At 62.4% G+C, this 12,744-nt stretch carries 13 protein-coding genes, 1 tRNA gene and 1 pseudogene; 9 read left to right on the plus strand and 6 right to left on the minus strand.

Annotated elements, in window-relative coordinates; translation table 11 throughout:
* Positions 1 to 24: 24 nt before the first annotated feature.
* The gene (locus tag BM300_RS13545; protein WP_092149248.1) at positions 25 to 1,104 is read right to left on the minus strand and encodes a hypothetical protein; all 1,080 of its coding nucleotides are present in this window, start codon (positions 1,102 to 1,104) and stop codon (positions 25 to 27) included.
* A 143-nt stretch (positions 1,105 to 1,247) separates the two neighbouring features.
* On the opposite strand from BM300_RS13545, the gene BM300_RS13550 reads away from it, so the two are divergent.
* From BM300_RS13550 to BM300_RS31750, 7 genes and pseudogenes are all read left to right on the plus strand, one after another.
* Complete coding sequence (locus tag BM300_RS13550) at positions 1,248 to 1,556, plus strand: PepSY domain-containing protein (RefSeq protein ID WP_063320292.1); 309 nt, start codon at positions 1,248 to 1,250, stop codon at positions 1,554 to 1,556.
* Positions 1,556 to 1,867: a PepSY domain-containing protein gene (locus BM300_RS13555; protein WP_063320293.1), complete on the plus strand. Its 312-nt coding sequence runs from the start codon at positions 1,556 to 1,558 to the stop codon at positions 1,865 to 1,867. The genes BM300_RS13550 and BM300_RS13555 overlap by 1 nt, the downstream gene beginning before the upstream one ends.
* On the plus strand, positions 1,867 to 2,535 hold the full coding sequence (locus BM300_RS13560; RefSeq protein ID WP_063320294.1) for a response regulator transcription factor: 669 nt from the start codon (positions 1,867 to 1,869) through the stop codon (positions 2,533 to 2,535). The genes BM300_RS13555 and BM300_RS13560 overlap by 1 nt, the downstream gene beginning before the upstream one ends.
* Positions 2,532 to 3,845, plus strand: a complete 1,314-nt coding sequence (locus tag BM300_RS13565) for a sensor histidine kinase (protein ID WP_063320295.1) — start codon at positions 2,532 to 2,534, stop codon at positions 3,843 to 3,845. Before BM300_RS13560 ends, BM300_RS13565 begins: the two co-directional genes overlap by 4 nt.
* A gap of 163 nt (positions 3,846 to 4,008) precedes the next feature.
* Positions 4,009 to 5,325: a Na+/H+ antiporter family protein gene (locus BM300_RS13570; protein ID WP_161951748.1), complete on the plus strand. Its 1,317-nt coding sequence runs from the start codon at positions 4,009 to 4,011 to the stop codon at positions 5,323 to 5,325.
* A 259-nt stretch (positions 5,326 to 5,584) separates the two neighbouring features.
* Positions 5,585 to 6,406 (plus strand): annotated as a pseudogene (locus BM300_RS31745) (cache domain-containing protein); the annotation flags it as partial.
* A 102-nt stretch (positions 6,407 to 6,508) separates the two neighbouring features.
* Positions 6,509 to 7,264, plus strand: coding sequence for a methyl-accepting chemotaxis protein (locus BM300_RS31750; protein ID WP_371856978.1), 756 nt, complete (start codon positions 6,509 to 6,511; stop codon positions 7,262 to 7,264).
* A gap of 186 nt (positions 7,265 to 7,450) precedes the next feature.
* Here BM300_RS31750 and yegQ read toward each other — a convergent pair whose 3' ends face one another.
* On the minus strand, positions 7,451 to 8,782 hold the full coding sequence (gene yegQ, locus BM300_RS13580; protein ID WP_092149341.1) for a prephenate-dependent tRNA uridine(34) hydroxylase TrhP: 1,332 nt from the start codon (positions 8,780 to 8,782) through the stop codon (positions 7,451 to 7,453).
* Between the two features lie 147 nt (positions 8,783 to 8,929).
* On the opposite strand from yegQ, the gene BM300_RS13585 reads away from it, so the two are divergent.
* A complete protein-coding gene (locus BM300_RS13585) occupies positions 8,930 to 9,991 on the plus strand; it encodes an AI-2E family transporter (RefSeq protein ID WP_092347648.1) in 1,062 nt (353 codons plus the stop codon).
* On the opposite strand, the gene BM300_RS13590 is transcribed toward BM300_RS13585, so the two are convergent.
* From BM300_RS13590 to BM300_RS13600, 3 genes are all read right to left on the minus strand, one after another.
* A complete protein-coding gene (locus BM300_RS13590) occupies positions 9,988 to 10,170 on the minus strand; it encodes a hypothetical protein (protein ID WP_003203898.1) in 183 nt (60 codons plus the stop codon). The genes BM300_RS13585 and BM300_RS13590 overlap by 4 nt on opposite strands.
* 90 nt (positions 10,171 to 10,260) lie before the next feature.
* Positions 10,261 to 10,455, minus strand: coding sequence for a hypothetical protein (locus BM300_RS13595; RefSeq protein WP_003203896.1), 195 nt, complete (start codon positions 10,453 to 10,455; stop codon positions 10,261 to 10,263).
* Between the two features lie 247 nt (positions 10,456 to 10,702).
* Positions 10,703 to 10,778 (minus strand) — tRNA-Asn (locus BM300_RS13600).
* Positions 10,779 to 11,013: 235 nt separating this feature from the next.
* On the opposite strand from BM300_RS13600, the gene BM300_RS13605 reads away from it, so the two are divergent.
* A complete protein-coding gene (locus BM300_RS13605; protein ID WP_063320300.1) occupies positions 11,014 to 11,241 on the plus strand; it encodes a hypothetical protein in 228 nt (75 codons plus the stop codon).
* Between the two features lie 212 nt (positions 11,242 to 11,453).
* Here the strand turns inward: BM300_RS13605 and BM300_RS13610 are convergent, their stop codons facing one another.
* Entirely contained in the window at positions 11,454 to 12,650 is a 1,197-nt protein-coding gene (locus BM300_RS13610; RefSeq protein ID WP_014337444.1) for an amino acid aminotransferase, read from the minus strand.
* Between the last annotated feature and the right edge of the window lie 94 nt (positions 12,651 to 12,744).

The raw sequence follows: 12,744 nt of genomic DNA on the forward strand, positions 1-12,744 counted from the left end.
AACGGTGTTGCGCGACCGTGCTGACTAAAGGGTCAGCAAACGCTCGCCCAAGCCACCGTTGGCCGTCAGCTCCAGGAACTCGTCACCGAGCCGGCGGCTCTCGTCCATCGCCGTTCGCCAGTACTTGCGGCGGCTCGGGTCATCGCCCATGAAGCGCTTGAAGTCGTTGCGGTCCGGCAGTTTGCCGTAGGGCAGGCGCGCCAGGTATTCACGGGACGGTGCCAGCAGCAGCACGTCTTGCAGGCGGTCGACGTTGCCCCGGCGCCACGGCAGGCCCTTGTCGAACCAGCCGGGGATGACCCGGTCGGTGAAATGCGGGTAGAGCACGATGTCCTCGCCGCTGTAGGGCAGGTCGAGGTGGTAGTCCAGCAGACCGCCGTCGCGGTAGGTACCGGCACCGGCGCCCGGCAGGTCGCGCACGCCTTCCATCACCATCGGGATCGAGCCCGAGGCCAGCAGGGCCTGGCGCAGGTTGCCGGCCGCCAGCGGAACGAAACGTGACGGAAAGTCATTCAACGGGTGCAGGGGCGGGGCCAGGCGCGGGTCATGGATGATCAGCCGTTCGAAATGCCGCGACAGCCGTGCCCGACCTCGCAGGTTGTCGGCAATCACCGACGACAAGCCCAGGCCCAGTCGGCCGCGATGATCCTGGGCCAGCAGGCCGTGGCTCTTGACCACCATGATGTTGAGCCGGTATCGCGGGTTATCGAGGATCGACGCATCGCGGCCGTCGAGCAAATCATCGAGCATGCGTTGCGAGCTCTGGCTGACCCCGGCCATGGTCACGCCTTTGGCAAAGCTTTGTTCGTTGTACAAGGTGCCCAGGCGCCGGATGCCCTCGGCGGCATCCGGCAGGCAGGCGCTGGCGAAGCGCCAGGCACCCACCGAGGCCCCGATCAGCGAGCGCTCCCGGGGCGCGGCGGGCAGCCATTCGTCGAACAGCGCCAAGTCCAGCCCCTGGATGCCCAGGGCCTTGGGACCACCGGCAGCGCCCGGCAGGATGCCGACGTCGGCGGCGTTCAAGCCGGCCTGGCGAATCCGCGCGAACGCACGGGGGCCGGCCTTGAGGGTGAGGGCGGGAAACTTGATGTGGATGGCGGTCATACCGGTCTCGAATGCGGGTAAGCGGCTGATTATAACGACACAAAACCTTGTTATTGATGTGGGTCCCATGATGGCCATTCAGTTTCAGTTAAGTTCACCCCGATACAGTCGCCCCGGTAAAGATTATAAGAAGGAGATACCCCATGAACCGCCTGACTGCCTTTTTTATCGCGACCCTGATGGCACTGGGAACCAGCCTGGTTCACGCACGAGACCTGGACACGGACGAAGCCCGCAAACTGCAAGACGCTGGTACCATCCTGTCCTTTGAAAAACTCAACGCCGCTGCCCTGGCCGAACACCCTGGCGCCACCTTGACCGATACCGAGCTGGACGAAGAGTACGGCAAGTACATTTACCAGGTGGATTTGCGCGATACGAAGGGCATTGAGTGGGATCTGGAATTGGACGCCACCAACGGCAAGGTGCTCAAGAATCATCAGGATACGTAATGAAGCTTAATCTGCGCGCCCATAATCGATGGGCGCTGGCGCTGCTGGCGTTTTGTTCGCTGGCCGTGGCCCGGGACCTGGATCAGGACGAGGCCCTGCAACTGCGCCAGCAGGGTGTGATCTTGCCGCTGGAGCAACTGCTGCAACAGGCGCTGGACCTGCACCCGGGCGCCAAACTGCTGGAAGCCGAGCTGGAGGAGAAACACGGCGTCTATATTTATGAGGTCGAGTTGCTGGACACCGACGGCGTCGTGCGCGAATTGGACCTGGAGGCCGCGACCGGCCGCTTACTCAAAGATAAGGAAGACTGATGCGCCTGCTTCTGGTGGAAGATCACGTGCCCCTGGCTGATGAATTGATGGCCGGGCTTGCACGCCAGGGCTACGCCGTCGACTGGCTCGCCGATGGTCGCGACGCGGTGTACCAGGGCAGCAGCGAACCCTACGACCTGATCATCCTCGATCTCGGCCTGCCGGGCGTGCCGGGGCTTGAGGTGCTCGCCCAATGGCGTGCCGGTGGTTTGAGCACGCCAGTGTTGATCCTTACCGCGCGCGGTTCCTGGGCCGAGCGCATCGAAGGCCTCAAGGCCGGGGCCGACGATTACCTGACCAAACCTTTTCATCCTGAAGAGCTGCAGTTGCGGATCCAGGCGTTGCTGCGCCGCTCCCACGGCCAGGTCAACCAGCCGACGCTGAAGTCGGCCGGGTTGCACCTGGATGAGAGTCGCCAGTGCGTGGTCCGCGACGGCACCGACATCCAGCTCACGGCCGCCGAGTTCCGCCTGTTGCGCTATTTCATGCTGCATCCCGAGCAGATCCTTTCTAAAAGCCATCTCGCCGAACACCTGTACGACGGTGAGACCGAGCGCGATTCCAACGTGCTTGAAGTCCACGTCAATCACTTGCGGCGCAAGCTGGGCCGCAGCGTGATCGAAACCCGTCGCGGCCAGGGTTACCTGTTCGGCGGGCAGGCGCAGTGAGATCCATCCAGCGGCGCCTGAGCCTGGGGTTGATCGGTGTGATGGTGGTGGTCGGCCTGGTTCTGGCACAGACCAGCCTGTGGTTGTTCGAGCTGGGCTTGCAGCGTTACCTGGAAGCCGGGCTGCGCAACGACAGCGAAAACCTGCTGGTGGCCCTGGTGCGCGGCCCGCAGGGGCTGCAACTGGATGAACGACGCTTGTCGCCGGCCTATCAGCGGCCGTTTTCCGGACATTATTTCCGTATCGACTTTGCCGATGTGCACTGGCGCTCCCGCTCCCTGTGGGACCAGGAATTGCCCCGGCTCGATCACCCGGGCCTGCACAGCAACCTGCAACTGGGGCCTGAGGGCCAGAAGCTGCTGGTGCTACGCACCGACTATCGACGGCTGGGCCAGGCGATCTCCATCAGCGTGGCCCAGGATTACACGCCGGTGCGTGACAGCTTCCGCCGAATGCAGCAGATCGGCCTGGGGCTCGGGTTGGCGGGGTTGCTGTTGATTCTGTTGCTGCAACGCATCACCGTGCGCCGCGCCTTGCGTCCGCTGGACCGGGCGCGGGAGCAGATTGCCCAGTTGCAGCGCGGGCAGCGTTCGCAACTCGACGAACAGGTGCCACGGGAGCTGGAACCGCTGGTGGCGCAAATCAACCATCTGCTGGCCCACACCGAGGACAGCCTCAAGCGTTCACGCAACGCCCTGGGCAACCTCGGCCATGCCTTGAAGACCCCGCTGGCGGTGCTGCAAAGCCTGGCTTCGAACGAGAAGCTCGATCCGTATCCCGAGTTGCGCAAGCTGCTGCTCGATCAACTGGAGCAGGTCCGCCAGCGCCTGAACCGGGAACTCAACCGCGCCCGCTTGTCCGGCGATGCCTTGCCCGGCGCGCACCTGGACTGCGATGCCGAGCTGCCGGGATTGCTCGCCACACTGAACATGATCCACGGCGAACACCTGCACCTGAGCTACGCCGCCCCGCCGGGCCTGCACCTGCCCTGGGATCGTGAAGACCTGCTGGAACTGTTGGGCAACCTGTTGGACAACGCCTGCAAATGGGCCGATGCCGAAGTGCGCCTGACCATGACCGAGACAGCCGACGGATTCAGTCTGGCCGTGGAAGACGACGGCCCGGGCATCCCCAGGGATCGCCGCGACCAGGTGTTCAGCCGCGGCACGCGGCTGGATGAACAGACCGATGGACACGGCCTGGGCCTGGGCATCGTGCGGGACATCGTCGACACCTGGGGCGGCCTGCTGGCGTTGGACGACAGCGAGTGGGGTGGATTGAAGGTCGTGATTGAGTTGCCCAAGCGCTGACCTCTATCGCATGGCGCCGCCCTCCTGTGGGAGCGGTAGTGGTAGTCAATATTGCGAGATTTGAAAACCCGCCCCACGGCCCTTGCAGCTTGCCGCCGCTTGCTGCAAAGTCGCGACCTTTTTGTCCGGTGGCTTTCCATCGCTGTGCTTTGAGGTAATGATGATAAATGCAGTAATTGCCGCGGTTGGCGTCATGCTGGTGCTCAGCCTGGCCCGCGTGCATGTGGTGATCGCGCTGATTATCGGTGCGTTGGTGGGTGGCCTGACGGGTGGCCTGGGGATCGAGGCGACGCTCAAGGCGTTCAACGCCGGCCTGGGTGGTGGTGCGACGGTGGCGCTGTCCTACGCCTTGCTCGGCGCGTTCGCCGTGGCGATTGCCAAGTCCGGCATGGCCCACGCCCTGGCGGACAAAGCCCTGGCCCTGGTGGATCGCCAGGACACTGCCGGCGGCAGGGGCGTCAAATGGGTGCTGATCGGTTTGCTGGGAACGGTCGCGGTCGCCTCCCAGAACATTTTGCCGATCCATATCGCTTTCATTCCGCTGCTGGTGCCGCCGCTGCTCTATGTGCTGACCAAGTTGCAGCTGGACCGCCGGTTGATCGCCTGCGTCATGACCTTCGGCCTGATCACCCCCTACATGTTCCTGCCGGTTGGTTTCGGCAATATCTTCCTCAACGAAATCCTCCTGGCCAACATCGCCCGCAGCGGCGTGGACGTCAGCGGCATCAACGTCACCCATGCCATGGGCATTCCGGCGCTGGGCATGGTGTTTGGTCTGCTGTTGTCGTTGTTTTCCTACCGCAAGAAGCGCGTCTATGACCTGAAGAAAATCGCCCGGGTCGAGCAAGTGGCGGTGCGCTACAACCCACTGAGCCTGATGGTGGCCGGTTTTGCGGTGGCGGCGGCGTTTGCGGTGCAACTGCTGGTGGACTCGATGATCATCGGCGCCCTGGTCGGGTTCCTGATTTTCTCGCTGTCGGGGGTGGTGCGCTGGCGCGAGACTGACGACCTGTTCACCGAAGGCATGAAGATGATGGCGATGATCGGCTTCATCATGATCGCGGCCTCAGGCTTCGCCGAAGTGATGAAGGCCACCGGCGAAGTCCAGAGCCTGGTGGAGTCTTCGGCGGCCTGGATCGGCCACAACAAGGGCATTGGCGCGCTGATGATGTTGCTGGTGGGGCTGTTGGTGACCATGGGCATCGGCTCGTCGTTTTCCACGGTGCCGATCCTGGCGACGATTTTCGTGCCATTGTGCCTGCAACTGGGCTTCAGCCCGCTGGCGATCGTCTGCATCGTCGGTACCGCCGGCGCCCTGGGCGATGCCGGCTCGCCCGCCTCGGACTCGACCCTGGGCCCGACCTCCGGCCTGAACATCGACGGCCAGCACCATCACATCTGGGACACCGTGGTCCCGACCTTCATCCACTACAACCTGCCGCTGCTGGTGTTTGGTTGGGTGGCGGCGATGGTGTTGTAAGGCTGATTCAACAGGGCTCAAGGACCGAGTCGCATCCTTCGCGAGCAAGCCCGCTCCCACACTGGATCCGCAATGAACACAGAATATGTGTGCACCAGCGATCCCTTGTGGGAGCGGGCTTGCTCGCGATGAGGCCTTTGAATCCCGCGAAGAAGTTGCTGCCTGTACGCGATAGCCGGTTAAACCTGTCCTACAGTTTTGCCGTGCGGTGCCGTTAATACAGCTAACCACGCCAATAACACCTACAAGAGTGAACAGCATGCGCCTGAGCCTGAAGGCTAAAGTCCTGTCCCTTGCGATACTGCCGGTATTGCTGTCCGCCGTGATCATCAGCCTGACCACGGCTTTCATCTTGAAGGAGCAAGCTAGCAAAGAGGTCCAGCAGACCCGCGAACGCCTGCTCAGCGAGGCCAAGGCCACGCTGCAGAACTATGTGGCAGTGGGCCTGACCGCCATCAAGCCGCTCTACGATGCCGCTGCGCCTGGCGATAATGAAGCGCGTGCCCAGGCGATCAAGCTGCTGTCGAACATCAGCTACGGCAAGGACGGCTATTTCTTCGGCTACGACTCCGAGACCATTCGTCTGTTCAAGGCCAACAGCCCCGATGGCGTTGGCAAGAGTTTCAAGGACAACCGCGACCCGAACGGTGTCTACGTCAACCGCGACCTGGTGAAAGTCGCCAAGGACGGAACGCATTATCTGGAATACAGCTCGCCACTGCCCGGCAGCCAGGACTTGGTGCCCAAGCTCGGCTACACCGAGTACCTGTCCAAGTGGGACCTGGCAGTCGGTAGCTCGGTCAACCTGGACGGCATCGAGGCCCAGGTGGCCCTGGTGGAAGCCAAGGTCCACGATCGTGTACAAGGCGTGATATTGAGCATTGTCGGGATCGCCGCCGTGGTGTTGCTGGTGATCGCGGTCGTGGGCCTGTTGCTGGCCAATGCGATCCTGCGTCCCCTGCACCTGATGAAAGACAACCTCGACGACATCGCCGCGGGCGAGGGCGACCTGACCCGTCGGCTGACCATCACCAGCCAGGACGAGCTCGGCCAACTGGCCGGTTCGTTCAACCGCTTCGTCGACAAGATCCACGGCCTGGTGCGGCAGATCACCGACATGACCTCGCAACTGACCGGGCTGGTGACACAAGTCTCCGAGCAGGCCCAGCGCTCCGAGCAGGCCATGGAACGCCAGCGCCACGAAACCGATCAGGTCGCCACGGCGATCAACGAGATGTCCTCGGCGGCCCAGGAAGTCGCCCGCAGCGCCCAGGGTGCCGCCGTCGCGGCCCAGCAGACCGACGAGGAAGGACAATCGGCCAAGCGTGTGGTGGCCGGCAGCATCCAGCAGATTCATGCGTTGGTGAACGATATCCGCAGCAGCGGCGTGTCCCTGGACAGCCTGCAGCAGGACGTGGCCTCGATCGTCAGCGTGCTCGGAGTGATTCGTTCGATTGCCGAGCAGACCAACCTGCTGGCCCTCAACGCCGCCATCGAGGCTGCGCGTGCTGGCGAGGCAGGGCGTGGGTTTGCCGTGGTGGCCGATGAAGTACGGGCCCTGGCCAGCCGGACCCAGCAGAGCACCCAGGAAATCCAGGGCATGATCGATCGCCTGCAATCAGGCACCCACGCGGCGGTGGAAGCGATGCGCCGTTCCAGTGAGGCCGGCGACGGCACCTCGGAACGGGCCAACGAGGCGGGCGCCTCCCTGGACACCATGGCGCAACTGATCGGCACCATCAACTCGATGAACGCCCAGATCGCCAGCGCTGCCGAAGAACAGACCGCGGTGGCCGAGGAAATCAACCGCAGCGTGCATCAGATTGCCGTGGCCGTGGACAGCGTCGCCGACGAAACCCAACTCGGCGCCCAGACCTCCCGCAGCCTGGCTGACCTGGGCCAGCGCCTGGGCAAGCTGGTGGGGCAGTTCCGGATCTGATCCCATCGCAGCAGGAGCTGCCGAAGGCTGCGATCTTTTGCTCTCGATCCAGATGTTTTCACCCGGGCAACCGGGTCTTATCGAGAAAGAAGGATCGCAGCCTTCGGCAGTTCCTGCCGGGTAAGTGGCGAGGGAGCAAGCTCCCTCGCCACATTGCCACATTGCCACATTGCCACATTGCCATAATCAGGCAGGCAACTCGCGCACATCGCGCATCAACAACCCAAACCGCAGGTCCACCGCATCCGGGATGGGCAGGTACACCACGTGTCCATCCCCCGGTGCCACCTCGATGCCCTGGCCTTTGGCATTCTGCAACTGATGCAGGTCGAAGTGGAAATTGCCCTTGGGGGTCATCAGTTCCATGTGATCCCCCAGGCCAAAGCGGTTCTTCACCCGCACTTCGGCCAGGCGTTCGCGCCGTTCGCCGGTCAGTTCGCCGACGAACTGCTGGCGCTCCGACACCGAGCTGCCGTTCTGGTAGTTCTGGTATTCGTCGTGCACGTGGCGCCTCAGAAAACCTTCGGTGTAGCCGCGCTGGGCCAGGGACTCCAGGTCGGTCATCAGGCCACGATCGAATTCCCGCCCGGCCACCGCGTCATCGATGGCCCGGCGATACACCTGGGTGGTTCGCGCGCAATAGAAGTGCGACTTGGTCCGGCCTTCGATCTTCAGCGAATGCACGCCCATGCGCGCCAGGCGCTCGACGTGTTGTACGGCGCGCAGGTCCTTGGCATTCATGATGTAGGTGCCGTGTTCGTCCTCGAAGGCCGGCATGGATTCTTCCGGGCGGTTGGCTTCCTGGAGCAAAAACACTTGGTCGGTGGGCGCGCCGAGGCCCAGGGTCGGCTCGGGCTGATAGCTCTGCACAATGTCGCCCACGGTATTTTCCACCGCCGGTTGTGCCGCATATTTCCAGCGACAGGCATTGGTGCAACTGCCCTGGTTGGCGTCGCGCTTGTTCAAATAGCCGGACAGAAGACAGCGCCCGGAATAAGCCATGCACAGCGCTCCGTGGACGAACACTTCCAGTTCCATGGCCGGCACCTGCTCGCGGATCTCGGCGATTTCCTCCAGGGACAGTTCCCGGGACAGGATGATCCGGCTCAAGCCCTGCTGCTGCCAGAACTCGACGCTCGCCCAGTTCACCGTGTTGGCCTGCACCGACAGGTGAATCGGCATCTGGGGGAAGTGCCGGCGCACCAGCATGATCAGCCCCGGGTCGGACATGATCAGCGCGTCCGGCGCCATGGCGATCACCGGTTCAAGGTCTTTGAGGAAGGTGCGCAGCTTGGCGTTGTGCGGGGCAATGTTCACCACCACGTAGAAGCGCTTGCCCATGGCCTGGGCCTCGGCAATACCCAAGGCCAGATTCGCATGGTCGAACTCGTTGTTGCGCACCCGCAGGCTGTAGCGCGGCTGGCCGGCATACACCGCATCGGCACCGTAGGCGAAGGCATAGCGCATGTTTTTCAGGGTACCGGCGGGAGCCAGCAGTTCGGGGGCGGCGAGGGTCATGATGGCGTCGGATCGCAAAAGGCGGCGAGGGTAGCCCATGGTCGGCCAGGCCTTATTGATCTGAATCAATGCACGGCGCAAACGAGAAGGCACTCCCACGAGTCCTGGCTGACTAATGTTTATCCCGCCTTAGGACATGGAAAGCTGATGAATCGAAAGATGCTGCAAAACAAAGCCCAGATGCTGCTCCTGGTGTTGGTCACCATCGCGTTCATCTGGATTCTGCTGCCGTTTTACGGCGCGGTGTTCTGGGCGGTGATCCTGGGCATCGTCTTTGCGCCGATGCAGCGCCGCCTGCAGTTGAAATTCGGCTGGCACCGCAATGTCACCGCGCTGTTCACGTTGAGCATCTGTGTGGTCAGCGCGATCTTGCCGGTGATCATCATCAGCACGTTGTTGGTCCAGGAAGGCGCGGCGCTGTACAAGAGCCTGGAAAGCGGAGAACTGGACATTGCCGATTACCTGGCCCGTTTCAAGGATGCCTTGCCGCCGTACTTTCAGCACCTGCTGGACCGCTTCGGCCTGGGCAACCTGAACGGCTTGCGCGACAAGATCGTCAGGAGCGCGATGCAGGGCAGCGAGTTCTTCGCCACCCAGGCCTTCAGTTTCGGGCAGGGCACCTTTCAGTTCATGGTCAGCTTCTTCGTGATGATCTACCTGCTGTTCTTCTTTCTGCGCGACGGCGCGGAGCTGGTGCGCAAGGTGCGCATGGCCATTCCCTTGGCGGAACACCAAAAGCGCCGCCTGCAGCTGAAGTTCAATCGAGTGGTGCGCGCCACGGTGAAAGGCAACCTGCTGGTCGCCATCAGCCAGGGGGCGCTGGGTGGGCTGATCTTCTGGGTCCTGGGGATTCCGACGGTGTTGCCCTGGGCGGTGCTGATGGCGTTCCTGTCGTTGTTGCCAGCGGTGGGGGCGGGCCTCGTCTGGGCGCCAGTGGCGGTGTATTTCCTGCTTTCCGGGGCGATCTGGCAGGGCGTGGTGCTGACGCTGTTCGGGGTGTTCGTGATCGGCCTGGTGGACAATTTCCTGCGCCCGATCCTGGTGGGCAAGGACACCAAGATGCCCGACTACATGGTGCTGGTCTCGACATTGGGCGGGCTGGCGGTGTTCGGGCTCAATGGCTTCGTGATCGGGCCGCTGATCGCCGCGCTGTTCATGTCGAGTTGGGCCCTGTTCGTCGAAACCACGCCGCGGGTGCAGTTGCCCTAGGCGCTCAGCAGGTACGGGCCGATGCGTTGCGACAGGGCCTGGGCGGCGGGCAGTGAAGTCAGCGGGCCGCTGATGGTCACGCCGTCTTGCACCAGATACCAGCAGGCCAGCAACCCGAGCTCCCGGAGTGGGGCAGGGACGGCGCTGCCAATGACAGACATGATTTGAACCTTGGGCATGGGACACCTCCATCAATCGATGGGGGTTACCTTACGACTCAGTGGGGGTAACGAAAAATCAACCGGCTCAATAGTAGGAATCGATGCCGCTCAATCGACGACCAGATCGAGCATGTGCACCACTTCCTGCTCGTTGAGCAGGCCCTTGCGCACCAGGTTTTCCGCCAACAGGGAAAGGAACTTGGCGCTGCGGTGGCCTTCGAGTTGCTTGAGTTCGGTCAGCACGTTGTACACCTTGCTTGAGGTGCACAGGCCGACGATGCGATGGGGGTTTTGTGTGGGCATACCTTCGTCCTTGTTCTTATGAAGCTGTTGTTGGCGGACAGAGCCAGTTTGCGGCCCTGTCATGACGCTCACGTGACAGCTTGGGTTGTTGGAAAAAAGAAAGCAGGATTCAGACCATAATGCCTTTTTGGCGCCGGATTATTGTTCCTGTAGCGACCTCGGCAAGTCTTTTCAACCAGCTGCGCTTTATTTTTCCCACAAAAAAGCCCCTGAACCTTTCGATTCAGGGGCTTGATTGCTTGCTATCTGGCTCCACGACCTGGACTCGAACCAGGGACCCAGTGATTAACAGTCACTTGCTCTACCAACTGAGCTATCGCGGAATGGCGCGTATGTTACTGATTGGAAAAGAGAAGTCAAGCGTCCATTGGCGGGCGGCGCATTCCTGGTGCCCTTTGATGGTCAATCAACGATTGGCAGTTACCGTCAGGGCAGGAGAGGACTACCATGGTCGCCCGGAAGTGGCAGGATGCGCTGCCGGCCATTCGCCGACATTAAGGTACGCGCCATGAACCACCTGTTACCTCTTCTCAGTGCCCGCCGCGCCGAGGTGCTCTTGTGAGTACCGCCCAGATCAGCTTGCCCAAGGGTGTGGGGCCTCATGCCGAGAAACTGTACGACGCCATCACCCAGGCCAGCACGGCTGAGGAATTGAACCGTGCCGGGGGCAAGGCCGAGGGTTTTGTCCTGGGGCTGGAAAGTACCAAGGCGATCAAGAGCCAGGTGGCCGAGTCGCTGTACGTCGTGTACGACGATGCGGCGAGCCAGCGGGCGACGGAGTTGTAGTCCTGGAGGCTTTTTGTGGCGAGGGAGCTTGCTCCCGCTGGGCTGCGTAGCAGCCCCAGGAAATGCTTGAGCCAATCAGTCTGACACACCGCGGTGGCTGGCTTTAGGGCCGCTTCGCAGCCCAGCGGGAGCAAGCTCCCTCGCCACGGGTCGGTGTGCGGGCTCAAAAAAAACGGGAAGCCATGGCTTCCCGTTCTTCATTACAGAGACCTTCAGATCACCTGGACGATGGCCTTGGTCACCGCATCGATGTTGTTCTGGTTCAGCGCGGCCACGCAGATGCGGCCGGTGTCCAGGGCATAGATGCCGAACTCGTTGCGCAGGCGCGTCACTTGTTCAACGGTCAGGCCGGAGTAGGAGAACATCCCGCTCTGGCGTGCGACGAAGCTGAAGTCGTGGTGCGGGGCGGCCTTGGCCAGCATGTCCACCATCTGGATGCGCATGCCGCGAATGCGCAGGCGCATTTCGGCCAGCTCGGCTTCCCACTGGGCCCGCAGTTCCGGGCTGTTGAGCACGGCGGCGACGATGCTGGCGCCGTGGGTCGGTGGGTTGGAGTAGTTGGTGCGGATCACGCGCTTGACCTGGGACAGCACGCGGGCACTTTCTTCTTTCGATTCGCTGACGATCGACAGGGCGCCGACGCGCTCGCCGTACAGGGAGAACGACTTGGAGAACGAGCTGGAGGCAAAGAAAGTCAGGCCCGACTCGGCGAACAGGCGCACGGCTGCTGCGTCTTCGTCGATACCGGCGCCAAAGCCCTGGTAGGCCATGTCCAGGAACGGAACGTGGTTCTTGGCCTTGACCACGGCCAGCACGTTTTTCCAGTCTTCCGGGCTCAGGTCCACGCCGGTCGGGTTGTGGCAGCAGGCGTGCAGCACAACGATCGAGCGGTCGGGCAGGGCGTTGAGGTCTTCCAGCAGGCCGCTGCGGTTCACGTCGTGGGTGGCGGCGTCGTAGTAGCGATAGTTCTGCACCGGGAAACCAGCGGTTTCGAACAGGGCGCGGTGGTTTTCCCAGCTTGGGTCGCTGATGGCGACGACGGCGTCAGGCAGCAGTTGCTTGAGGAAGTCGGCACCGATCTTCAGTGCGCCGGTGCCGCCCACGGCCTGGGTGGTGATGACGCGACCGGAGGCGATCAGCGGCGAATCCTTGCCGAACAGCAAGGTCTGCACGGCCTGGTCGTAGGCGGCAATGCCGTCGATCGGCAAGTAGCCACGGGAAACGTGCTGAGCCACGCGAGCCGTCTCGGCCTCGACAACGGCGCGCAGGAGTGGAATACGCCCCTCTTCATTGCAGTAAACACCTACACCCAGGTTGACCTTGTTGGTACGGGTGTCGGCGTTGAAAGCTTCGTTGAGGCCCAGGATGGGGTCGCGGGGTGCCAATTCGACAGCGGAAAACAGGCTCATTATTGCGCGGCTCTAATGGAGAGTGAGGGGAGGTGTGGCGCTCCAGCCGAATGCACTAGAGCGGTGCACAAACGGGGAGCTAGTATAGAGGCCA

Origin of the sequence: Pseudomonas sp. NFACC46-3 (genome assembly GCF_900114515.1) — a bacterium.
Taxonomy (GTDB): Bacteria; Pseudomonadota; Gammaproteobacteria; order Pseudomonadales; family Pseudomonadaceae; genus Aquipseudomonas; species Aquipseudomonas fluorescens_Q.